This window comes from Ralstonia pickettii (assembly GCF_030582395.1).
Taxonomy (GTDB): domain Bacteria; phylum Pseudomonadota; class Gammaproteobacteria; order Burkholderiales; family Burkholderiaceae; genus Ralstonia; species Ralstonia pickettii_D.
In genome coordinates, this window is the sequence record NZ_CP104381.1 from 586,323 (window position 1) to 610,244 (window position 23,922).

Below are 23,922 nucleotides of genomic sequence, written 5' to 3' on the forward strand. Positions count from 1 at the left end.
TTAGAACGACACGCCCAGGCCCAGATCCACTCGCGAGAAATCGCGGTTCTGCTTGAAGCGCTGGTAATCCACCTTGAAGACCACGTTGGGGTTCAGATAGAAGTTTGCGCCAATGGTGTACACCGTATCGGACAGCGAAGGCCAACCGGCAGGGAAGGTGAAGCCGGGCGCAAGTCCTGCGTACTTTTCACCCATGTTGTAGCGCTCGTAGCGGACGAACGGTGCAAAACGATAGTCGCCCTTCTGCCACACGTTGTACGCGGCCTGCATGAACCAGCCGTAGAACGCCGAGGGCATCGGATTGGCTGCGCCTGGGTTGGCCTGATTGACGGCCTCGGTGTTGCTGAACGTGCCGCGTGCGTACAGAGCGGACAGGTCCCACTTGCCCGGCGTCCAGCGGGCGTGCGCCTCATACAAGGTGGCGCGCTGTTCCGGTAGCGGCGCGTCGGTACTCGAGCGGCTGCTCTTGCCGGTGAAAACCGAGCCGCCCAGCGTCAGACCCGAAATACCGGTGTAGTTGAGCGCCACATACTGCGACAGGTTCTTGGCGTTGGCCAACCCCAGTTCCTGGTGCGAGGTCTGCATCGGCGCGATGGCGTTGTTCTGCATCTCCAGCGCCGATTTGAACAGTGGGTTCTCGGGGTTGAAATTCCACTTGGCGAGGTTCAGGCCGGTGGTCAGACCCACATTCCAGTTCAGGCCGAAATCGGTATCGCCGTACAGCGAGAGACCTCCCTCACGCCATGTGCTCGGGATGATCAGCGTCTCGACAAAATTGCGATGGACGCCGTAGTAGTTGGTCGGTTCGTGGTTGCGGTTGATAAAGCCGGCGGGGATGAGGAATAGGCCCGCGTTCATGCCGATCTTGTCGGTCAGCTTGTGGTCGATGTAGAACTGCTCGACTTCGAATTCACCGGAGTCAGTGGCCGACGTAATGGCGTGCTCAATCTCGAATTCGGAGTTGAAGCGAGTTTTGTCGTCGAACTTGTAACCAATGCCGAACACCGCGCGCGCCAGGTCCATCTTGGTGTCTTCGGAGCGGCGCGTCGGGCGGCTGTAGTTGACCTCGCCGTAGCCCCAGAGCGTGAGGTTGTCGAGCGGCGAGGGCCGGGTCGAGGCGAGCTGTGCCGTCTGCACGGTCTGCTGCACGTCTTGCAGGGCCGCGGTTTGCTGTGCCTGCGCCTTCGCCTGCGTCTGCTGCTGCGTCGCGAGCGTCGCATTCTGCGCCTTGACTTCCTTCAGCTCGGCCTTGAGCGCTTCAATCTGCGCGGCCATGGCGTCGAGTTTCTGTTCGAGTTGCGCAGTGGTGGCGGCATCGGCTGCACCGGCCCCCATCAGCGCAATGGCGGCGGCTACCGACAAGGCGGTTCGTTTCATGCTGTGACGCTCCCTGGTCTTGGAATGTTGAATTGGCTTATTTGCTTGTTGCCGTCTTGCTCAGCGTGGCTCCGCTGGTAGAGACGGTCTGGATGCGGGCGGCGCCCACGCTCGCAGCGGTGGAATCGCATTGGGCTGGCATGCGATAGGCCGACGGGTTGGCCGGATCGAATCCATCGGTGAGCGTGCACAGGAAATGCACGAGATCGCTCATTTCCTGGTTCGTCAGCGATGGCGCAGTCCCTGGGTTGTAGGGCACTTCGGCCACGTTCACGTTGGCATCGAAGCCAACCGGCAGATCGTTGTACGGCACATCGGGCGTGCCATCGGCCTTGACGTACCATCGGCCCGGGTCGGTATCGCGCGTGATGTACCACGCCACCACTTGATCCAGCGTCTGGAACACTCCGTTGTGGAAATACGGTGGCGTCAGCGCGATGTTGCGCAGCGTCGGCACTTTGAACTTTCCGCACGTGGAACCACCCACGCGGAAGTCGGTACGCAGCGGCCCGCAGATGCCCAGGTCGTAGTAGCTGTAATTCGGACTGCCCAGCGCCAGGCCGTTCTTCGGAACGTACGGCAGCGTGGTGCCTTCCTGGTTGGCGGCGATGTTCCAGTTGCGCGGGATACCGACGTTGTCGTACGTGAAATCGGTGAACAATGCCGGCGTGCTGCCCTTACCTGTCGAGATATGGCAAGCGTTGCAGTTGCCCTTGGTTGGGTTGTTGAACAGCAGCAGGCCCCGTGTCTCGGCATCCGTCAGCGTTGTCTTGCCTGCGAGGTACGCATCGAATTTGCTGTCGAAGGGGTGGAAGCTCGGGTCTTCGCTCTGGAATGCGGCCAGCGCGCGGCCGATGCTCTGCATAGCGGTCGCACTGTCTTGGATGCCGGCCTTGGTGAACACCGCCGTGAACTGATCGAGGTACGGGCGCGTCAGCAGTGTCTTCAACACATCGTCTGCCGAGGCGTTTGCCATCTCGAATTCATTGGTGAACGGCTGCTGCGCCTGGTCCGCCAACGATGCCGAACGGCCATCGCGGAAGAATCCTCCGGAAGCCTTGCCAGTACTGTCGATCTTGAAGTTCGGCGTGAACGACGCGTAATTGAGCGACGGCGTGTTTCGCAGGCCGGGCAAATCGGACTTCGGCCCTCCGATCGAGACGGCCAAGTTGTTCGGATCGGTATAGCCGCGCGACGGGTCATGGCACGAAGCGCAGGATTGCTTGCCCGAGGCAGAGAGCGTCTGATCAAAAAAGATCTGTTTGCCGACCTGCGCCATCGGCGACAGCGTCGCGCTCGATGCCGACGCCGGCGACGACGTACTGCCGCCGCCATCTCCGCCACCACACGCGGCCAGCAATGTCGCCGCAAGCAACGAAGCCGCACGCCACGACCCCCGTGCCACATTGCTGGTACGAGAGGCCTCTCCTCCACTTTTCTTATCTTTCATTTCCCTGGCGCGGCAGGCTCTCAGGCCCGCTCAAACGATTCGATTAATGGTAATAGGAACAATTCGCGTTCGCATTCTAAGGGAATCGTCAGGGGAAATCACGCGCTTTGTGCGGGGTGGCTGTCGACACGCCATAAGCAAATCTCGACCCCCGTTCTTGAAATCGTCATACCCCGTCCCTATAATTAGCACTCGCCGGACAGGAGTGCTAACAATGCCTTCGGTCCCGATGCTTTCCCGATGCGCCGCGTCTTGCGGCGCGTTTTGTGAATAAACACTCACTTTGCATTGAGGAGTTGTGTATGAACCTGCGTCCTTTGCACGACCGCGTGATCGTGAAGCGCCTGGACAACGAAACCAAGACCGCTTCGGGCATCGTCATTCCTGACGCCGCCGCTGAAAAGCCGGATCAAGGCGAAGTGCTGGCCGTCGGCCCGGGCAAGAAAGACGACAAGGGCAATGCGATCGCGCTGGACGTGAAGGTCGGCGACCGCGTGCTGTTCGGCAAGTACGCCGGCCAGGGCGTCAAGGTGGATGGTCAGGAAGTCCTGGTCATGCGCGAAGAAGACATCATGGCCGTGGTGCAAAAGTAAGCACGCGCTCCGCCGCTTCGCTTACCCGTAACCCAATCCTCATTGCCGGCGCCCTTGACTGAGCGCGCGGGCAACATCCAAAGATCTCGGAGATTCTCAAGATGGCAGCTAAAGACGTAGTGTTCGGCGACGCCGCACGTGCCAAGATGGTCGAAGGCGTGAACATTCTCGCCAACGCAGTGAAGGTGACCCTGGGCCCGAAGGGCCGCAACGTGGTGCTGGAGCGCAGCTTCGGTGGCCCGACCGTGACCAAGGACGGTGTGTCCGTCGCCAAGGAAATCGAGCTGAAGGACAAGCTGCAGAACATGGGCGCGCAAATGGTCAAGGAAGTCGCTTCCAAGACCAGCGACAACGCCGGTGACGGCACCACCACCGCAACGGTGCTGGCCCAGTCGATCGTGCGCGAAGGCATGAAGTACGTTGCCGCCGGCATGAACCCGATGGACCTGAAGCGCGGCATCGACAAGGCTGTGACGGCCGCTGTCGAAGAGCTGAAGAAGATCAGCAAGCCGACGACCACCAGCAAGGAAATCGCTCAAGTTGGCGCCATCTCGGCCAACAGCGACGAATCCATCGGCCAGCGCATCGCTGAAGCCATGGACAAGGTCGGCAAGGAAGGCGTGATCACGGTGGAAGACGGCAAGTCGCTGGCCGACGAGCTGGACGTCGTGGAAGGCATGCAGTTCGACCGCGGCTACCTGTCGCCGTACTTCATCAACAACCCGGAAAAGCAAGTTGTTCAGCTGGACAACCCGTTCGTGCTGCTGTTCGACAAGAAGATCAGCAACATCCGCGACCTGCTGCCGGTGCTGGAGCAAGTGGCCAAGGCTGGCCGTCCGCTGCTGATCATCGCTGAAGACGTTGAAGGCGAAGCCCTGGCAACGCTGGTGGTGAACAACATCCGTGGCATCCTGAAGACCGCCGCCGTGAAGGCTCCGGGCTTCGGCGACCGCCGCAAGGCCATGCTGGAAGACATCGCCATCCTGACGGGCGGCCAGGTCATCGCTGAAGAAGTCGGCCTGACCCTGGAAAAGGCAACCCTGAACGACCTGGGCCAAGCCAAGCGCGTTGAAATCGGCAAGGAAAACACCACGATCATCGATGGCGCAGGCGATGCCCGCAACATCGAAGCCCGCGTGAAGCAAGTGCGCGCCCAGATCGAAGAAGCGACCTCGGACTACGACCGTGAAAAGCTGCAAGAGCGCGTGGCCAAGCTGGCCGGCGGTGTTGCCGTGATCAAGGTCGGCGCTGCCACCGAAGTCGAAATGAAGGAAAAGAAGGCCCGCGTGGAAGATGCTCTGCACGCAACGCGCGCTGCCGTGGAAGAAGGCATCGTGGCTGGTGGCGGTGTTGCACTGCTGCGTGCCCGTGCGCTGATCTCCGGCCTGAAGGGTGCGAACGCTGACCAAGACGCCGGTATCAAGATCGTGCTGCGCGCCATGGAAGAGCCGCTGCGCCAGATCGTCACCAACGCTGGCGACGAGGCTTCGGTTGTGGTGTCGAAGGTGATCGAAGGCAAGGGCAACTACGGCTACAACGCCGCCACCGGCGAGTACGGTGACCTGGTGGAAATGGGCGTGCTGGACCCGACCAAGGTGACCCGCACCGCGCTGCAGAACGCCGCTTCGGTCGCTTCGCTGATGCTGACGACGGATTGCGCCGTGGCAGAACTGCCGAAGGACGATGCAGCTCCGGCAATGCCGGGCGGCATGGGTGGCATGGGCGGCATGGACGGCATGATGTAATTTGCCGTACCGGCCCTGGCCCGGCCATCCTTCGGGATGGCTGTTCCAAACAAAGAACCCCGTGGGTGCGAGCCCACGGGGTTTTTTGTTGCCTGCTTTGTTAAGGCGGCGTTAACGCTGCAAGGCAGCGGCCTTCGCTACAATCGGCCAACCCGCGAGCCTCAGCGTCCTCAAGTATCGATGAGCGTCCTGAAGCGGGGCACGACAACAACTCAGGGAAGGGAAAACAGATGAACGACATCACACGCGAGCCCGTCCTGGGCAGCGCCCCTGGTGGTCCCACCGCGGCTGCGCCGCAACCCTTGCGGCTGCGCTTTACCGGCAGCGGCTCGGAATATTTCCGCATCTGGATCGTCAACCTGCTGCTGACCATCGTCACGCTGGGCATCTACTCGGCCTGGGCGAAGGTGCGTACGCTGCAGTATTTCTATCGCAACACGCAACTGGCGGGGTCGAGCTTCGATTATCACGGCAGCCCGATCGCCATTCTCAAGGGCCGCGCGATCATCTTCGTGCTGGCGTTTGCGTTCAACCTCCTCGGCCATTCGTCGCCGCTGCTGGGGCTGGCGCTGCTGATCGTGATGGCTGCGGCGTTTCCGTGGCTGCTTGTACGCTCGCTGCGTTTTCGCATGGCCAATTCCAGCTACCGCGGCCTGCGCTTTGCCTTTACGGGCAAGGATGCCGAGGGGTACATGGTGTTTCTGGTGTGGCCGATCCTCAGCGTGCTGTCGCTGTACCTGCTCGCACCGCTGGCGCACCAGCGCTTCAAGCGCTTCCAGCACAAGAACACGCGCTTCGGTACCGCGCAGTTTGATTTTTCGGGCACGCCGGGCAACTTCTATGGCGTGTATCTGCGCACCTTCGGGCTGGCGATCCTGGCGCTCGTGGTGGCCTCGTGCCTCGCGTTGCTGCTGGGCGTGTCGTTGCACCGTGCGCCGGGCGTGGGCCAGATCTTCGGCTTTATCGTCATCGGGCTGTTCATGTATGCCGCGATGCTGTTCCTGACGCCGTATTTCCTGTCGCGTCTGCAGAACTTGATCTGGAACCACACCACGCTGGGCGCGCACCGCTTCCAAAGCCAGGTGGGCGCGGGCAAGCTGTTCTGGATCTTCGTGTCCAATGCGGTGCTGATCCTGATCACCATCGGCTTGTTCACGCCGTTTGCGCGCGTGCGTACGGCACGCTACAAGCTCGACTCGGTGACGATGCTCGCGGCCGGTTCGCTCGATACCTTCGTTGCCGGTGAAACCACCAACGTGGGCGCCTTGGGCGACGCCACGGTGGACTGGTACGACATCGACATCGCGCTCTAACCCGCGCTGCAAGGTAAAGGCACCCGCCGTGATTCTTGCGACCTACTTCGACGGCCGTACCTCGCGCGCGCAACCCGTGCGCCTTGCCGTCGAGGCGGGCGAGGCCGTGCTATTCGAGCCCGAAGGCGCGGTGCTGCGCCGCGCGCCGCTCTCTACGCTGCGGGTGTCGGACCGCGTCAAGCATGCTCCGCGCCTGATTACCTTCGAAGACGGCGCATTTTGCGAGATCAACGACCCGGCGGAGCAGACCTCGCTGAATGCGCTGCTGCATCGCACCGGCTATCGCGAGGGCTGGGTCGTGCTGGCGCAGAACAGCTGGAAGCTGGCACTGGGCTCGCTGCTCGCCACGGTCGTGGTGCTGGCGCTGGGCTATCGCTACGGCTTGCCGTGGGGTGCGAAGGTCGTGGCCAATATGGTGCCTCAGCGTGCCGAGGCGCAGCTCGGGCGCGGCACGCTCAAAGCCATGGACGAACGTTGGCTACGGCCGAGCAAGCTGCCCGTTGCGCAGCAGGACCGCATCCGCGCACGCTTTGCGGCGCTGCACCGGCCGCCGCAGGCAACGCACACGTACCACATCGTGTTCCGGGATGCCGACATCGGCGCCAATGCGTTTGCGCTGCCCGGTGGCGACATCGTCGTGACGGATGCGCTGGTCAAGCTGGTGGGCGAGGGCGATGGCCTGACGGGTGTGCTGGCCCACGAGGCGGGTCACGTTGAATATCGCCACGGGTTGCGGCAGGTGATTCAGTCGTCGGCCATTGGGGCAACGGCGGCGCTGCTGTTTGGCGATGTTTCGACGATCCTCTCAGGCGTGCCGGCGGCGCTGCTGACGCTGCGCTATTCGCGAGACTACGAGCGCGACGCCGACCGTTATGCCGCGCTGCTGCTGCAGGAGAACGGCTTGTCTGTCGGCGCGTTTGCCGATGTGCTGCAGGCGCTGGAAGACACGCATGGTGGCGCCCGCAAGGCAGACGCCGCCGATGCCGCGAAGAAGCCTGAGGCCGCCAGCGATGACGATGCTTCGGCGTTTTTCTCGTCGCACCCGCTGACTCGTGAGCGCATCGATACGCTGCGCCGCTTCGACCGCACGCACGGCGGCAGCGACAGCGGCGACGCCGACTGAGCGGGAGGACGCAGCCGCGTCAGCGGAAGGTCCAGAACCGGTGAAGCACAAAGGTCGGCGGCGGCACCATCGACAGGATGCCCGCCAGCCCGATCCAATAGCTCAGGGCTAGCATCTGCGCGCACCACGAAATTGCCAGCGTCAATGCCAGGCCGAGCAGCGAGACGGCGTAGACGCGCAGGAAGTTGGCGCGCGCCGGCTGGGCGAGAAAGCTCCTCAGGACGGTTACAGCACGACCGGCCGATCGCTCAGCTCGTTCGTGCGCGGCGTGCCATCGGAAGGCGCGTGCGCGGCGAGGAGGTCATTGATCTGCGCCAGCGCATCGAGTACCGGCGTCATGCTCACGCGCTGCGCGAAGCCGCGCGTGATGGTCTCGCAGATGGTGCGCCACGCGTGGGTGTCCACCTTGGCGGCGATACCGTGGTCGGCCAGGATCTCAACCGCGTGGTCGGCCAGGTTGATGTACAGCAGCACGCCAACGTGCTCGCGCGTGTTCCACACCTCCAGCAACCCGAATAGCATCCGGGCGCGGTGACGCGGCGACACACCGGCCCACGCGTCGCGCACCGGCAGCGAGCTTTCGATGACGACACGCACTTCGCCGCGATGGCGTTGTTCGCCTTCTCGCACGGCGGCCTCGAGCTTTTGCAGATCGGCCGGCGGAAATGCGCGCTTGGCGTGCGACGAGGTCGTCAGCAGGTGGGTCAGGGCACGGCGCGCGCCGTGGTGGTGTCGGGTCTTGGAAGCCATGGATGCCGTTATCTGCTGCCTGTTACCAGTTGCCGGAGGCGCCACCGCCACCGAAATCACCACCACCGCCGCCGCCAAAGCCTCCGCCGCCACCGCTGCCGCCGCCGAAATCACCGCCGCCGCGTCCCCAGCCACCGCCGAGGCCGCCGCCCAATCCGCCACCCAAGCCGCCGATGGTGCCCGGGCCCCAGCCGCGGTTGCCCATCACCACGCGCGATCCGGGTCGGCCGGGCAGGCTGCCCGTGACGCGCCCGCCCGAGCGCATGGCCGCGCTGAGCACGAAGAACACGATGATCGCCAGCGGAAACAGCACCGGCAGCCAATCGCCGATGCCCCCGCCGGATTGCTGACGCTTCGCCCGCTCGGCAGGCGGCAGGCTCTCTTGGGCAATCACGGTCTGGATGGCCGAGATACCTGCCGACAGCCCGCCGTAGAAATCGCCCTGGCGGAAGTGCGGCGCCATCACGTCCTGCAGGACACGCTTGGATTGCGCGTCCGTCAGCGCACCTTCCAGGCCGCGCCCCACCTCGATACGCATCTTGCGCAGCGAGGCCGGGTTGTCCTTGGCGATGAGGATGATCGCGCCGTCGTCCACGCCCTTGCGGCCGGCCTTCCACGCATCGGCCACGCGGATGCCGTACGCCTCGATGGGCTCCGGCGCAGTGGATGGCACCATCAGCACGAAGATCTGGCTGCCGCGCTGCTGCTCGTAATCGGCCAGCACCTGTTCGAGCGCGCTTTTTTGTTCGGCGCTGAGCGTGCCGGTCAGGTCGGTCACGCGCGCGGCCAGCGGCGGCACGGCCACCATGTCACTTTGCGCGCGCGCAGGCAGCGCGGCGGCCAGCCACAGGGCTGCAGTCAGCAGGAAGGCGAAACAGGCACGCGCGCGCATCGACATGATCGTCAGCTCGTCAGAACTTCACTGCCGGGGCGGTGGAAATCCCCTTCTCGTTCTCGACCGTGAAGTTCGGCTTGACCTGGTAGCCCATCACCTTGGCCGTCAGGTTGGTCGGGAAGCTACGGGTCAGCACGTTGTAGTCTTGCACCGATTTGATGTAACGCTGACGCGCCACTGTAATGCGGTTCTCGGTGCCTTCGAGCTGCGATTGCAGATCACGGAACGACTGGTCAGCCTTGAGCTGCGGGTAGTTTTCCGACACGGCCATCAGGCGCGACAGCGCGCTCGAAAGCTCGCCCTGCACCTGCTGGAATTTCTGGAAGGCCGCCGGGTCGTTCAGCACCTCCGGCGTGATCTGGAAGCTGGTGGCTGCCGCGCGCGCTTTGGTTACGGCCTCCAGCGTGTCCTTTTCGTGGGACGCATAGCCCTTGACCGTATTCACCAGGTTCGGAATCAGGTCCGCACGACGCTGGTATTGGTTGACCACCTCGGCCCAGGCCGCCTTGGTGGCTTCGTCTTTCGCCTGGAAATCGTTGTAGCCGCATGCAGACAAGAACGGTGCGGCGAGCACGGCCAACGAGAGTGCCAGCCAGCGCAGCACCGAAAAACGCGTCGAGCGGAAGGTCAGGGCAGGGGTCATGAAGTCCTCTAGATCTTGAATCCGAAAAGAGTGTGGCATGAGACTGACGGCGCCTCACGACGTTCCAGCGCACTTTAGCTTATGCGCTTGACGCCCCAGTCACACATCAGTACGGTATCAGGACTTTTTTGACAATTTTCATGCGCGCGATTTCCCTTTCCTCGTCGATCAGCACGGCACCGGCATTCAGCCTGTCGGTCGTGTCGACGCTCGCCCGCGCCAAAAAAGCCACCAAACAGCCGCTCATCTGACCGGAGCGCTGTTCCGTCAGATGGGCGACGGAACAGCGGTTGACCGATACGTTAGACACGGTTGCCTCTCACCCGCATCTCGTGGGGCCGCATTCCCGAAGCGATTCTGACGATTCTTTGACCGGTCGTTGATTCGTCCAGGAGTGTTGTCGTGCTTGAAAATTCATCCACCAGTCTGTCCACCCGCGAGCGTCCGTCTTATGCGGGCATCTGGGTGCCCATCGTGACGCCGTTTGCCGATGACGCGGCACGGTCGGTCGACTACGGCGCGCTGTATGCATTAGTGGTGCGGTACCGCGCGCTGGGTGTTGCCGGTTTCGTGGCGTGCGGCAGTACTGGCGAAGCCGCAGCGCTGACCGATCAGGAACAGGCCGACGTGCTCGATACGGTACGTGCCGCCGCCGACGGCTTACCCGTAGTGATGGGCGTCTCGGGGAGCGCCCTCGCATCTGTATGCGAGCGGATGCTGCGCCTCGCGGAACATCGGCCAGCCGCATTCCTGATTCCGGCGCCTTCCTACATTCGGCCATCGCAGGACGGGATCATCGAATACTTCACCGCACTGGCCGACGCCTCGCCTGTGCCCGTGCTGCTGTACGACATTCCGTATCGCACCGGCGCAAACATCGACACCGAAACGCTGCTTGCGCTGGCGGCGCATCCGAACATCCACGGCATCAAGGATTGCGGCGGCGACGCGGACAAGACGCAGCGCGTGATTGCCGACGGGCGGTTGCAGGTGCTAGCGGGGGAGGATGCGCAGGTGTTCGGCACGCTGTGCGCGGGTGGCGTGGGGGCGATCATTGCTGCCGCGCATGTCCGCACGGAGCTGTTTGTCGAGATGGCAAGGGCGGTGCAAGAACAACGGTTGAACGATGCGCGGCGGTTGCATCATGCGCTGGCACCAGTGATTCGGTTGCTGTTTGCCGAGACGAATCCGGGGCCTTTGAAGGCTTGGCTTGCTGCCGAGGGGTTGATTCGGAATGTGTTGCGGGCGCCGATGATGGGGGCTTCTGAGGGGGTTGCCAAGGAGTTGGGGGAAGTGGTTGCGCGGGTTTGATTTTTTTGTCGGTGGTCCATCCCTGTTTCGTACCCTGCCGGGCACGACCTACTTTTCTTTGTCTTGCCAAAGAAAAGTAGGCAAAAGAAAGGCGCGCCCGAGATGGCGAAAGATTCCTTGAATTTGCGTAACCGGGCGGAGGTGGGAAAAACTCGCTGCGCTCAGACAGTTCCCCACCTTTTTTCCGCCCGCTTACGAAAATTCAAGGCGCCATCAAGGGCCTAACATCAAAAGAAAAAGGCCAACCCCATCGTGAGGTTGGCCTTGTCGTTTGGGGCTGCGCTTAGGCGGTTTGGCTGTTGTCCTTTGACTTTCCCTGCCCTAGATGGCGCCTTGAATTTCTGTTGCAGGGAGGAAAAAGAGGGGAGGCTGTCTGAGCGCAGCGAGTTTGCCTTCCCTCCCTCCCTGCGACATAAATTCAAGGAATCCTTCGCCATCTCGGGCGCGCATTTCTTTGCTTACTTTCTTTGGGCAAGACCAAAGAAAGTGAGTCAGCCCCGGCAGGGGATGAAACAAGGGATGCACCACCAAGCACCATCCCAAGAAACAAATCTCAAACAGCCCTAAACGCCTTCCGAGCCGCCTCAAACGTCGCATCCAAAATCCCATCATCGTGCGTCGCAGACACAAATCCGGCCTCAAACGCAGACGGCGCCAGATACACACCCTGATCCAGCATCGCATGGAAGAACGCATTGAAGCGTCCAACATCGCTCTTGGTCACTTCAGCAAAGCTCGTGGGCACGCCTTCACGGAAGTAGATGCCGAACATGCCGCCGACGCTGTCAGCGGCAAAGGGCACGCCAACTTCACGTGCGATATCGGCCATCCCATCCACCAGCTTGCGTGTCTGCGCGGCCAGCCGGTCATGGAAGCCGTCTGCAGCAATCAGCCGCAGCGTCGTGAGCCCGGCCGCCACGGCCAGCGGATTTCCCGACAATGTGCCCGCCTGGTACACGTTACCCAGCGGCGCCAGAAATCCCATAATGTCGCGGCGGCCACCAAAGGCAGCCGCTGGCATGCCCCCGCCGATGACCTTGCCCAGGCACGTCAGGTCCGGCTTGATGCCATAGAGCGCCTGGGCGCAACCGAGCGCCACGCGGAAGCCCGTCATCACCTCGTCAAAGATCAGTACGGCACCGTGCTCGGTGCACAGCGCGCGCATGGCCTGATGGAATTCGTGGCTGCCACGCACCAGGTTCATGTTGCCGGCCACCGGCTCGACGATCACGGCGGCGATTTCCTTGCCGTGGCGGGCAAAGGCCTCACGCAGCGCGGCTACGTCGTTGTACGGCAGCACCATCGTGTGCTTGACCACGTCTTCCGGCACGCCAGCGGAAGAGGGCGCGTTCTGCGTCGTATCGGCAAACGTCAGCAGGCCCGAACCGGCCTTGACCAGCAGGCTGTCGGCGTGACCGTGGTAGCAGCCCTCGAACTTGACGATCAGGTCACGCCCGGTAAAGCCGCGGGCCAGTCGCAGGGCGCTCATGGTCGCTTCGGTGCCCGACGACACGAGCCGCACCTGCTCGATCGACGGCACGAGCTTGCAGATTTCCTCGGCCATGACGACTTCGGCCTCGGTGGGCGCGCCAAACGAAAAGCTGTCGGCTGCCACGTCCTGCACGGCACGCACGACCTCGGGATGCGCGTGCCCGACGATCATCGGGCCCCACGAGCCGACGTAGTCGATATAGCGGGTGCCGTCGGCGTCCCACAGGTACGGGCCGGCTGCCTTGGCAATGAAGCGCGGGGTGCCGCCCACCGAGCGGAAGGCGCGTACCGGCGAGTTCACTCCGCCGGGGATGGTCTTCTGGGCACGTTCAAACAGGGCGGCGCTGCGGGAGGGAGTCGACATGGAGGGTGTTCGGAGAGAGCGTGGCGCCGGGCTGAGCGGCGCTGCGGCACGGTTTAAAGGCGGTTCGAGGCGATTATGTGGTGGTTTGCCGCAGATCCGGGTTGGATGCGGTCAAACACCGTGTCTGCCCGGCGCCTGTTCTGGCGCAGCCGGGCGTGATTCGGTACCATCTGGCCTGCCATTTTAATAGACGGAACCCACCGAAGCTTTGCCCTATGGAACAACAGATTGAATACAAGACGTGGATGTGCCTGATTTGCGGCTGGATCTACGACGAAGAACAAGGCGCCCCGGACGACGGCATTGCGCCCGGCACGAAGTGGGAAGACGTGCCCATCAACTGGACGTGCCCGGAATGCGGCGCGCGCAAGGAAGATTTCGAAATGGTGCAGATCTGATCCGGATCTGACCTGTCCCTCGTTGGCAAGTGAGTGTTTGCCCTCTTGCTGACAGCCAAGTATCAGGAAGTGACGGTTCGATGAATGGGCTCGTCGCTTCCATGCCACAAGCGCTCGGCGGACGGCCGGCGCCATTGACGGCGAATAGGTGACTTGTCACACTTCGTCAAATTCTGAGCTTCACACTTCATAAGCGGGCCGGGGGGCGTAGTTTTGAAGTCGTCGCCAGCGTGGGCCTTTTCCGTTTGGAGGGCGCGCTGCGTGGCGATTTGCCGCGATCCATCCGGTCAGAATGTCGTGGCGACCCGTGGTCGCGCACTGCGAGAACATGATGCAATCCGCGCGGGTGGAACAACTGGCTGACTCTCAACCGCTGGCGAACTCTCCGCTGGCGCATTCCCTGACAGGCTGCAAAGTGCTGGTAATCGACGATTCCAGCACCATTCGCCGTACCGCGCAGATTTTCCTCACCCAGGCCGGGTGCCAGGTCGTGCTGGCCGAAGATGGCTTCGACGCACTGGCCAAGGTGGGTGACCTGAAGCCCGATCTCGTGTTCTGCGACATCCTGATGCCCAATCTAGACGGCTACCAGACCTGCTCGCTGATCAAGAAAAGCCCAAAGTTTCATGCCACGCCTGTGATCATGCTGTCTTCGCGCGACGGAATTTTCGACCGCGCGCGGGGCAAGTCGGTCGGGGCGGTGGACCATCTCGCCAAGCCGTTCTCGAAGGAAGCGCTGCTGGAGGCGGTCCAGACGCATTTGCCGGTGGCGCAAGCCGCCGCGCAGTGACGGCATCTCTCTTAATGAAGGACTGTTTGTATGGCAATCAAGAAAGTGTTGGTGGTCGATGATTCTCCGACCGAAGCGCTGCACCTGTCGGAGATTCTCGGCAAGAACGGCTTCAAGGTGACGGTCGCTGCCGATAGCGAGCAGGCCATGACCAAGCTCGAAGCCGAAACCTTCGACCTGATCCTGATGGACGTGGTGATGCCGGGCCAGAACGGCTACCAGGCAACCCGCGCCATCAAGAAGGACGAGCGCTTCCAGGGCATCCCCGTGATCATGTGCACGACCAAGGGCCTGGAGACCGACCGCGTGTGGGGCATGCGCCAGGGCGCATCGGACTACATCGTCAAGCCGGTGAAGGCCGAAGAGCTGCTCGAGAAGATCGCCAAGCTGGCGCAGTGATCCTGCGGCAGTTCGTTTAGAAGCGCGACATCAAGACCGCGCGCAGCAAAGACCCAGCACCGGACATGAGCCAGACGTGAACGAACAGCGCACCAACCTGACCTCCCGCCAGCGCCTGCACGAATACCAGGCGATGCTGGCCCGCCGCCTGCAGGAGGCGCGCGCCAAGTCGGCGACGGAAGGCTTTCTGGGCGTGCAGATCGGCGACCACCACTGGCTGCTGTCGCTGACCGAAACCGGCGAGGTGCTGGACTACCAGCCGCCCGCACGCGTGCCGCTCACACAGCCGTGGTACCTCGGTCTCGTGAACGCGCGCGGCAATCTGCTCGGCGTGATCGATTTCGGCCTGTTCTGCGGTGAAGCGCCGACGGGCAGTGGCAGCGGCGCCAAGATCGTGGTGCTGTCCAAAGACCCGCAGCGTGCGTGCGCGATTGTCGTGCCGCGCGTGGCCGGCCTGCGCAGCCTGAGCGATCTGCAGCCTGCGGAAGCCACGGCGGAAGAGGGGCGCCCGTGGTTGGGACGCGCCTGGAGCGACGCGCAGGGCACGCAATGGCGCGAACTGGATGTGCGGCAGTTGCTGGCCGATCCGGCGTTCCTGCAGGTCGGTCGCAGCCGCACGTAAAGCGAGTGGGCAATCAGGCCGTAGAGCCGTAGAGCACACGAGAAAGAAAGATTGGGCACGCCGCAACGGGAGCGGCGTGTGCAGGGGCAAGAGGCGGTGCGAGGCGCGTGCAACAGGGCGCGCCAGGTGGCCAAGGTGTATTCACGGGCATCGCCGAAGGTGCGTACCACGCCAGATGGAACAAGGCGCGGACGCGGACGGGAAATCCATGCGGCTGATCTCGACAGAACGGGACGGCAGCATCGACAAGAAAAGAGGGTCCTATGGGGTTCAAGTGGTTCAACGCAGGTCGCCGTGCCGGTGAGGCAGGGGCGCCGGAGGTTGCAGCGGAGGGCGCGTCGACGGCTTCCGTGCAGTTGGCGCAGTTGGACAATGCGTCCCATACGGATGACGACAATCCTGCTGGCACGCCCACGCAACTGGGCCGCTCGCCCATGGATGCCGTGGTCGGCTGGATGGAGCGCGTGCCGTTTGCCGCGCAGCAGCGCGTGTTCACGATCGGCCTGGTGGTCGGTCTGCTGGCCCTGCTGATCTCGGTGTACCTGGATAACCGCCAGGCCAACAACGGTTCGGTGCAGATTGAAATTGCCGGTGACACGCTGATGCACTCGCAGCGTCTGGCCAAGGCGGTGCCGGTTGCGCTGCTGGGTAACACCAACGCATTCGCCCAGCTCAAGGAGAGCCGCGCGCGTTTGCAGGAAAACCTCGATGCGCTGAAGAACGGCAACTCCGAGCGCGGTGTACGCGCCTCGGGTGGCGATGCCGAAGCGTTGCTCGACAAGTCGATCGAAGAGTGGAAGCGCAGCGACAAGAGCGCCCAGGCCATTCTGGCGCAGGAAAAGACGCTGGTGGCGGTGGGTAAGACGCTGAACGTGTTCAACGCGTCGAACCCCGAACTGCTGGAAGAAGCCGAGCAGATCTCGTCGATGAAGCTGCAGACCAACGCGCCGGCGCGTGAAGTGGCCGCCTCGTCGCAGCTGGTGATGTTGACGCAGCGTCTGGGTAAGAACATGAACGAGTTCCTGGCCGGCGAAGGCGTGAACCCGGAAACAGCGTTCCTGCTCGGTAAGGACACCAACACCTTCCGCGAAACCCTGAACGGCCTGCTCAACGGCTCGGAAGCGCTGCGCCTGTCGGCCGCTACTGATGCCGAGACGAAGGGCTATCTGCAAGAGCTGTCGACCCGCTTCGACAACGTGCAGAAGACCACGCAGATCATTCTGGAAAACCTGCCGGGCCTGATCGCCGCCAAGCGCGCCCAGCAGCAGATCTTCAACGACAACGAAAAGCTGCGTGCCGACCTGTCGGACCTGCAGTCGGCCTATGCCGGCAGCGTGCGTAGCCGTCCGGTGACGCTCGGTGCGGTGGTGCTGTCGGCCATCCTGACCGTGGTCTGCCTGGCCGGCCTGGCCGCCCTGTACCTGCGCGATTCGCGCGTGCGTACGATGGAAGCAGAAGCCCGTCAGCGCGAAGCTGAAGAGCGCCGGATGGTGGAAAAGCGCAACAACGATTCCACCCAGGCTGCAATTCTGCGTCTGATGAACGAGCTGCAGGACATTGCAGACGGTGACTTGACCAAGCAGGCCACCGTGTCGGAAGACATTACCGGCGCCATCGCCGACTCGGTGAACTACACCGTGGAAGAACTGCGCGAGCTGGTCGGCCGGGTGCAGCAGACGGCCGAGCAGGTGACGCAGGCATCGTCGGCGGTGCAGACCACGTCGGAAAGCCTGGTGGCCGCATCGGAAGAACAATCGCGCCAGATTCGCCAGACCGGTCAGTCGGTGGTGGAGATGGCGGACCGCATTACGCAGGTCTCGCGCGGCGCAGCCGAATCGGCGAACGTTGCACGCGCCTCGCTGGCCGCTGCCGAGCAAGGTCAGCAGGCCGTGCAGAACGCCATCACGGGCATGAACGACATCCGTGATCAGATTCAGGAAACCTCGAAGCGGATCAAGCGTCTGGGTGAGTCGTCGCAGGAGATCGGTGAAATCGTTGAGCTGATCTCGGACATTACCGAGCAGACCAACGTGCTGGCACTGAACGCTGCCATCCAGGCGGCATCTGCTGGTGAAGCGGGCCGCGGCTTCTCGGTGGTGGCAGAAGAAGTGCAGCGCCTGGCAGAACGCTCTGCCGAGGCAGCCAAGCAGATCGGGGCGCTGATCCGCACCATCCAGACCGACACGCAAGACGCGGTGCACGCCATGGAGCGCAGCACGGCGGGTGTGGTGGAAGGGGCGAAGCTGTCCGATAACGCCGGTGCCGCACTGGTGGAGATCGGCCGCGTGTCGCGCCAGCTTGCCGAACTGATTGAGAGCATTTCGCAGACGACGTCGCACGAAGCGACGCTGGCTTCGGACGTTGCGCAGAACATCGAACAGATCCTGCATATCACGGAGCAGACCTCCACGGGTACGCGCCAGACCGCACAGTCGGTGCGCCAGCTGACGCAGCTTGCTGAAGAACTGCGCGACTCCGTGGCGCGGTTCCGCATCGCCTGATCTCGTCACCACTGGATTTCGGGCGGGAACGCCGAAGGGGCCACCCCGGGGCAATCGCGGCAACCGCCACCTGCTTTTTGGAAGCACACATGCGTCATCAATCTGCCGCCGAGCCCGCCCAGTCCCATCCTGCCTCGCTTGAGGCGACCGGGGGCCCCGCGGTTCGTCCGAAAGCCGCCGTGCCCGCACGTGATCTCTCCGCGCTGGCGTGGGTTGCGCCCAACATGCGCGCCGCGCTCGACGATGCCGTGCGCGAGTTCGGCGAATACGCAGCCGATGTCATCGCCGATCCGGAGGTCATCGGTGCGCGCGATACGACATCGCTGCGCCTCGCCGGCCAATATCTGCACCAGGCTGCCGGCGCGTTGCTGATCGTCGGTCTGCGCGGTGTCGACGTGTATTGCCAGGCCGCCAAGCGCCTGCTTGAGGCAGTGGATGCCGGCACCGTTCCCGCCGACGCCCAGACGCTGGATGTGTTCTCGCGCGCCGTGCAGGCGTTGCAGGAATACGTGGCCGACCTGATGGCCGGTATGGGCGAAGAGCCGCTGCGCCTGTTCCAGCCGTATCAGGCCGTGCTGACCCGCCTGAGCGAAGAGCGCATCCATCCGGCCGACCTGTGGGCCGATGAGTTGCGGCACCTGCCGGCGCTACTGCTGCCCTCGCGCGATCTGCCGGGCCTGGCGCGCCTGCGCCGCAAGTTCGAACTTGCGTTGCTGACCGCGCTGCGTGCGCCGGCCTCCAACGCCGATGGAGCGGTGGTGGATCCGTCAGCCGCCGCAGCGGCCTACGCGCCACTGGAAGACCTGCTGCACGGCATCCGCGCGCTTGAGCGTGAACCGCGCCGCGCCGGGGACGATCTGCACCGCGATCTGTGGCTCGTGCTGGCCCTGACCTTTGGTGCCCTGCGTGCTGGCCTGGTGCCGGCCGACATGACCGCCAAGCGCCTCGCCGCACGCGTCAACCTGCTGCTGCGCCAGTATTCGCACAACAATGTCCATCTGCCGCAAGGCCTGCTGACCGACGCGCTGTATTTGCTGGCCGGCATGGCGTACAGCAACGCGCCGGCGACGCCGGTGGGCGACGACACGCTCGGCCCGGACATCGTGGCGTGCGTGCAGGCCTTTGCGATTCCACCCACGCACGCGCCTGCTGGCGCACTGCACACGCGCCAGTACTACGCGCTGCTGCCGACCGACGCCAGCGACACGCTGCAACGCGTCGGCCGCTCACTCGAAACACTGAGCCAACAACCTGCGCCCGCTGCGGACGAACTCGACGCTGCACTGCAGACGCTGGCGCTGCATGCCGATGCGCTCGGTCAGCCGGCGCTGTCTGAGCTGTCGAATCGCCTGACCGAAGCCGCCGGGCAGGACGTTGCCCCTACGCTGCAATTCCTATCGCGCATGCTGGCCCGCCCGTGGGCGCTGCATGGTGAATCCGGCGATTTGCGCAGCGCGTGGTTTGCCGCTCGCTGCAGTGAATTGGCCGAACACGCCCGCGTCGCACAAGACGGTCAGGCTGTGCCGGCACCTGCATGGCTCACGCTGCTGGCCGGAGAAGCTGCGCAACGCCGCACGCGTGCTGAACAGGTTCGCGCACTGCAAACGCAGCTGGCGTCCGCCGAAACGCACCTCGATGCTTTCGAGCGCGAAGGCGAAGAAAGCGGCGGCCTTCAGGAAGCCGCCCGTCTGTTCGGCGAGATGCAAAACGCCTTCGCCGCGCTGGACGCCTATGAGGCGGTGCATGCCACCGAAGCTGCGCAGTCGACCATCAACGCTCTACAAGCTGCGGGCGAAGGCGCAACCGCCGATCGCGAACGCTACCTGGCCGCGCTGGCCGCCAACGTCAGCGGCCTGCAGGCCCTGCTGGATGCGCTCTCCGCCGGCACAGAGTTGACCGGTGGCCAAGTCGACGAGATCGTCATCGAAGGCCAGTTGACGCCGAATGCGCGCGAGACCGCATGGCGCGAGTTCGTCTTCGATACCGAATCCGGCATGCTGGCCCGCCGCGAGCCGCAGTCCGAAACGCAGTCCGGCGCAGACGCGGCCAACGCCGATGCGGCGTCGCCGCTGCAATCGTTGCTCGATCGCCTGCTCGCCAAGCAACCGGTCGACCCGACCGACCCGCTGGCTGCGGAGCTGCGCACCGCGCTGCAGGAAGCGCGCGATGCCGCCGCCATCGACGACGATCCGGCTCGCCGCCGCCGCCTGGAAGAGGCGCTGGCCCAGTTCGATGCATGGCAGGTTGGCAGCCCCGGCGCGCTTGAGCGGATGCAGGCGGCATTGGCTGCACCGGTTGCCGCGCCTGCGGCCGCCGCACCTGCGCCAACTGCCGCACGGGATACCCAATCCATTGATGCCGAGCTGCTCGACATCTTCCTGTCTGAAGCCGAAGAAGTGCTGGCCGGCGTGCGCGCCGATCTGCAGGGTCTGCAGGCCGCTGCCGACATGGGCACAGGCGGTCTGGCTGCCGGTTCGGACCTGGACTTGCTTACGCAGCTGCGCCGCGCGTTCCACACGCTCAAGGGCTCGGGCCGCATGGTCGGGCTCACGCGCTATGGCGAAGCGGCCTGGGCCATCGAGCAGGTGATGAATGTCTGGCTGGCCGAGAGCCGTGTGCCGACGCCTGACCTGGCCGCGCTCCTCACGCGCGCCGAGTCCGAGTTGTCGACGTGGGCCGCTGCCATCGCGCAAACGCCCCAAGCCGATCACGCCATCGAACCGCTGGTCGCCGCCGCAGAGCGCGTGCGCCATGGCGGCCCATTCGTGTGGCTGGAGGCCGTGCCGACGTCTGAGCCAGCCGAAGCTGCTCCGGCCGCTGAATACGCAGAGCCGCATCGGGTGGAAGCGCCGGCGGCTGAAACCGCATCGCACGACGCAGTCGCTGAACCGTCGTTGGAATTGGCCGCGCCGGATGCCCCCGTTGCTGAAGCCGAAGACGCGGTCGCGCTCACATGGGACGACGAACCAACGATGCCCGAAGTCGAGGCGCCGGTGTCCGACGCCACCGCACCGGTGGTCGAGCATGACGTAGCCGAGCCGGTTACAGAGCACGTTGAAGAGGCCCATCAGGAAGCCGCCGCTGAACCGCTTGCCGCCGATGCCGACGCCAAGGTGATCCCGTTCCCGTTCGCGCAGAGCGGCGAACCGGAAGAGGTGCCGCACGACGATGGTGTAAAGGAGATTGGTCCGGTCCGCATCAGCGTGGCGCTGTACAACGTCTACCTGCAGGAAGCCGATGATCTGATCCGCCGCCTGGGTGTGGATTTCTCGGAGTGGCGGCACGAAGGCCGCACGCCGCCGAGCGAGCTGGCCCTGCGCGCCGCGCACACGCTGCAAGGCAGTTCCGCCGTGGTTGAGCTGGAGCCCGTGCGCCAGTTGGCTGGGGCGCTGGAGCAGGTGCTGTTGAACCTGAACAGCCGGCCGGTGGCGATGCATCCGGGCGATTTCCGTCTGCTCGATCAAGCCGTCGAGCGCATGCGCGGCATGCTGCATCAATTTGCCGCCAGCCTGTGGCCGGACACTGACGAGCCGCTGCGCCGCAGCCTGGACGAGCTGTGCGAGCGCCTGCTCGTGCGGCCGCGCCTGCCGCTGGAGCCAGCACCCGCTGCCTTCTCCGAAGCCGAACAGGCCGAGAATGAAACTGCTCGTTCGGCTGGCGAGCCCGAGTTTGACCCGGCACCGGTTGCGCCGACGTTCGTGCCGGTGCACGAGTCGCCGGTTGCCGAACCTGCCGTGGGTGAACTGGTCCGCCAGGCGCCGGCAGACGCGCTCGACCCGGCGCTGCTTGAGATCTTCCTGGAAGAAGCGCACGTCGCGCTGCCCGAGCTGGGTCAGCATCTGCGCGCTTGGGAAGCCGCGCCGCAAGACCGCAATGCCGCCGGCCTCCTCCTGCGTAACCTGCACACCGTCAAGGGCAGTGCGCGCATGGCCGGTGCCATGACGCTGGGTCAGGCCGCGCACGAAATGGAAAGCGCCATTGAAGGCGGCCTGCGCCAGAACCGCGTGGACGACGCGCTGTTCCGCAAGCTCTACGTCTGGTTCGACCGCATTCAAGCGCACGTCGATGCGCTGGGCGCGGGCAACCTGCTGCCGCTCGATGCCGGCCTTGCCGATGCCGCCGATGCCACGCAGGCATCGTCCGAAACGCAGACGCCGTCCGGTACGTCGATGCTGCCGGCCATGGCCACCACCAGCGTCGATTTGTCCGGCACGCGCAGCCCCGAAGCCGAGGCGCTGGAAGTGGCCGAACGCCAGCGCGCGATGGTGCGGGTTCAGGCGCGTGCCCTCGATTCGCTCATCAACGATGCGGGTGAAGTCGGTGCGGCGCGTGCGCGCCTTGAGTCGGAAGTCGATGCGCTGAAGACCTATCTGTCGGAACTGAACGACAACGTGGCGCGTTTGCGCTCGCAGGTGCGTGAGATCGAAATCCAGGCCGAAACGCAGATGGAGTCGCGCATTGCCGATGCGGCTGCGCACGACGAGTCGTTCGACCCGCTGGAGTTCGACCGATTCACGCGCTTGCAGGAACTCACGCGGATGATGGCCGAGTCCGTCAACGACGTGGCGACGGTGCAGCAGAACTTGTTCCGCGGTTTCGATCAGGCATCGCTCGATCTGGAAACGCAGGCGCGCCTCACGCGCGGTCTGCAGCGCAGCCTGATGCGTGCGCGCATGGTGCAGTTCGATACCGTGGCCGACCGTCTGTATCGCGTGGCGCGCCAGGCAGCAGCGGAAACCGGCAAGGAAGTCCGGCTGTTCATCAAGGGCGGTACGGTAGAACTGGATCGCAGCGTGCTGGACCGCATGGGCGGCCCGCTGGAACACATGATTCGGAATGCGGTTGCGCACGGCATTGAATCGGCCGACGAGCGCCGCGCCAAGGGCAAGGCACCCGCCGGTGAACTGACGCTCGAAGTGCAGCAGGAAGGTAACGAAGTCGTCCTGCACTTCGTCGACGACGGCGCGGGCCTGAACCTCGATCGCATCCGCGCGCGTGCATTGGAGCGTCAACTGCTGGCTGCTGACGAAGAAGCCAGCGACGCGCGCCTCACCGAGATGATCTTCACGCCGGGCTTTTCAACGGCCGATCAGGTGTCGGAACTGGCCGGCCGCGGTGTCGGCATGGACGTGGTGCGCGCAGAAACCGTCGCCCTGGGCGGCCGGATCTCGCTGCAGACCACGCCGGAAGTCGGTACGCGCTTCACCATCCACCTGCCGCTGACGACTGCGATTACGCAGGTGCTGCTGGTGCGTGTGAGCGAGCGTGTGTACGCGATTCCGTCGGGCATGATCGACCACGTGCAGCAACTGCGCCCGCAGGCGCTGGCCGAGGCGTACAACGCCGCCGCGCTGCAACTGCCGACGGGCCCCGTGCCGTTCCACTACTTTGGCGCGCTGCTTGAAGAAGCGACGTCTGTCACAAGCGGGCGCAAGTACTCGCCGGCCGTGGTGGTGCGCAACGGTGCTGACCGCGCCGCCGTGCATGTCGATGAAGTGATCGGCAACCGCGAAGTCGTGGTCAAGCACATTGGCCCGCACCTTGCGCGTCTGGAAGGTATTGCCGGTGCAACGACGCTGGGCGACGGCGAGATCGTGCTGATCTACAACCCTGTGGTGCTCACGCAGCGCTTTGAGCGCGAAGCCGTTGCACGCAGCCTGTCAGACCCGGAAGCCACAGGCGCCGTGGCCGAGCTGCAGCGCGATGGCAGCACCGACGCCGTGCCGGGCCTCGCCACACAGCCGATCGTCATGGTGGTCGACGATTCGCTGACCGTGCGCAAGGTCACGCAGCGTCTGCTCACGCGCTCCGGCTACCAGGCCGTGCTCGCACGTGACGGTGTGGATGCGCTGCGTCAGTTGCAGGAGATCACGCCCGACGCAATGCTCGTCGACATCGAAATGCCGCACATGGATGGTTTCGACCTCACACGCAACGTGCGTGCGGACGAACGTATCGGCGCCACGCCAATCATCATGATCACCTCGCGTACGGCGGACAAACACCGCCGATACGCAGCGGAGATCGGCGTGAACGTCTACCTGGGCAAGCCGTACAACGAAGAGGAGTTGCTCCAGCATCTGCGCAACCTCATCGGCGAGCGCGCACCGGCGGCCAAGGCAGGCTGACGAGACGCTTCGCAGAAACAACAACGGGC

General features: G+C 64.1%; 18 protein-coding genes and 1 pseudogene. 11 read left to right on the forward strand and 8 right to left on the reverse strand.

The features are described 5' to 3' along the window. Positions 1–1,377, reverse strand: a complete 1,377-nt coding sequence (locus N5B55_RS02755; RefSeq protein WP_304539061.1) for a porin — start codon at positions 1,375–1,377, stop codon at positions 1–3. A 37-nt stretch (positions 1,378–1,414) separates the two neighbouring features. Then, positions 1,415–2,827, reverse strand: coding sequence for a cytochrome-c peroxidase (locus N5B55_RS02760; RefSeq protein ID WP_304539062.1), 1,413 nt, complete (start codon positions 2,825–2,827; stop codon positions 1,415–1,417). Positions 2,828–3,129: 302 nt separating this feature from the next. Between N5B55_RS02760 and groES the strand changes: the two genes are divergently transcribed. From groES to N5B55_RS02780, 4 genes are all read left to right on the forward strand, one after another. Next, the gene (groES, locus tag N5B55_RS02765; RefSeq protein WP_009238929.1) at positions 3,130–3,420 is read left to right on the forward strand and encodes a co-chaperone GroES; all 291 of its coding nucleotides are present in this window, start codon (positions 3,130–3,132) and stop codon (positions 3,418–3,420) included. A 101-nt stretch (positions 3,421–3,521) separates the two neighbouring features. Beyond that, the gene (gene groL / locus N5B55_RS02770; RefSeq protein ID WP_009238928.1) at positions 3,522–5,165 is read left to right on the forward strand and encodes a chaperonin GroEL; all 1,644 of its coding nucleotides are present in this window, start codon (positions 3,522–3,524) and stop codon (positions 5,163–5,165) included. 230 nt (positions 5,166–5,395) lie between these two features. Then, positions 5,396–6,478: a YjgN family protein gene (locus N5B55_RS02775; RefSeq protein WP_154206451.1), complete on the forward strand. Its 1,083-nt coding sequence runs from the start codon at positions 5,396–5,398 to the stop codon at positions 6,476–6,478. Positions 6,479–6,506: 28 nt separating this feature from the next. Next, the gene (locus tag N5B55_RS02780; RefSeq protein ID WP_304539063.1) at positions 6,507–7,601 is read left to right on the forward strand and encodes a M48 family metallopeptidase; all 1,095 of its coding nucleotides are present in this window, start codon (positions 6,507–6,509) and stop codon (positions 7,599–7,601) included. Between the two features lie 19 nt (positions 7,602–7,620). Here N5B55_RS02780 and N5B55_RS02785 read toward each other — a convergent pair. The 5 genes and pseudogenes from N5B55_RS02785 to N5B55_RS02805 form a co-directional block, all read right to left on the reverse strand. Continuing rightward, positions 7,621–7,830 (reverse strand): annotated as a pseudogene (locus N5B55_RS02785) (GtrA family protein); the annotation flags it as partial. Then, complete coding sequence (locus N5B55_RS02790; RefSeq protein ID WP_304539064.1) at positions 7,827–8,351, reverse strand: TPM domain-containing protein; 525 nt, start codon at positions 8,349–8,351, stop codon at positions 7,827–7,829. The gene N5B55_RS02790 and the pseudogene N5B55_RS02785, both read right to left, overlap by 4 nt. Before the next feature lie 22 nt (positions 8,352–8,373). Further along, positions 8,374–9,249 (reverse strand): TPM domain-containing protein, encoded by an 876-nt coding sequence (locus tag N5B55_RS02795; RefSeq protein ID WP_304539065.1) that lies wholly within the window; start codon positions 9,247–9,249, stop codon positions 8,374–8,376. Between the two features lie 13 nt (positions 9,250–9,262). Further along, positions 9,263–9,889 (reverse strand): LemA family protein, encoded by a 627-nt coding sequence (locus N5B55_RS02800; protein WP_012435014.1) that lies wholly within the window; start codon positions 9,887–9,889, stop codon positions 9,263–9,265. Between the two features lie 106 nt (positions 9,890–9,995). Beyond that, a complete protein-coding gene (locus N5B55_RS02805; protein ID WP_304539066.1) occupies positions 9,996–10,199 on the reverse strand; it encodes a hypothetical protein in 204 nt (67 codons plus the stop codon). Positions 10,200–10,291: 92 nt separating this feature from the next. Here N5B55_RS02805 and dapA point away from each other — a divergent pair, with 92 nt between their 5' ends. Beyond that, positions 10,292–11,200, forward strand: coding sequence for a 4-hydroxy-tetrahydrodipicolinate synthase (gene dapA / locus N5B55_RS02810; RefSeq protein WP_304539067.1), 909 nt, complete (start codon positions 10,292–10,294; stop codon positions 11,198–11,200). A 553-nt stretch (positions 11,201–11,753) separates the two neighbouring features. Here the strand turns inward: dapA and hemL are convergent. Then, complete coding sequence (gene hemL, locus N5B55_RS02815) at positions 11,754–13,055, reverse strand: glutamate-1-semialdehyde 2,1-aminomutase (protein WP_304539068.1); 1,302 nt, start codon at positions 13,053–13,055, stop codon at positions 11,754–11,756. 215 nt (positions 13,056–13,270) lie between these two features. Here hemL and N5B55_RS02820 point away from each other — a divergent pair, with 215 nt between their 5' ends. The 6 genes from N5B55_RS02820 to N5B55_RS02845 all read left to right on the forward strand — a co-directional run bounded on the left by N5B55_RS02820 (position 13,271) and on the right by N5B55_RS02845 (position 23,893). Then, complete coding sequence (locus tag N5B55_RS02820; RefSeq protein ID WP_003261842.1) at positions 13,271–13,453, forward strand: rubredoxin; 183 nt, start codon at positions 13,271–13,273, stop codon at positions 13,451–13,453. A gap of 292 nt (positions 13,454–13,745) precedes the next feature. After that, positions 13,746–14,243: a response regulator gene (locus N5B55_RS02825; protein WP_009238904.1), complete on the forward strand. Its 498-nt coding sequence runs from the start codon at positions 13,746–13,748 to the stop codon at positions 14,241–14,243. A 30-nt stretch (positions 14,244–14,273) separates the two neighbouring features. Beyond that, the gene (locus tag N5B55_RS02830; RefSeq protein ID WP_004629647.1) at positions 14,274–14,642 is read left to right on the forward strand and encodes a response regulator; all 369 of its coding nucleotides are present in this window, start codon (positions 14,274–14,276) and stop codon (positions 14,640–14,642) included. 76 nt (positions 14,643–14,718) lie between these two features. Then, positions 14,719–15,264 (forward strand): chemotaxis protein CheW, encoded by a 546-nt coding sequence (locus N5B55_RS02835; protein WP_304539071.1) that lies wholly within the window; start codon positions 14,719–14,721, stop codon positions 15,262–15,264. A 263-nt stretch (positions 15,265–15,527) separates the two neighbouring features. Further along, a complete protein-coding gene (locus N5B55_RS02840; RefSeq protein WP_304539072.1) occupies positions 15,528–17,765 on the forward strand; it encodes a methyl-accepting chemotaxis protein in 2,238 nt (745 codons plus the stop codon). Between the two features lie 89 nt (positions 17,766–17,854). After that, complete coding sequence (locus N5B55_RS02845; protein ID WP_304539073.1) at positions 17,855–23,893, forward strand: hybrid sensor histidine kinase/response regulator; 6,039 nt, start codon at positions 17,855–17,857, stop codon at positions 23,891–23,893. Positions 23,894–23,922 lie beyond the last annotated feature (29 nt).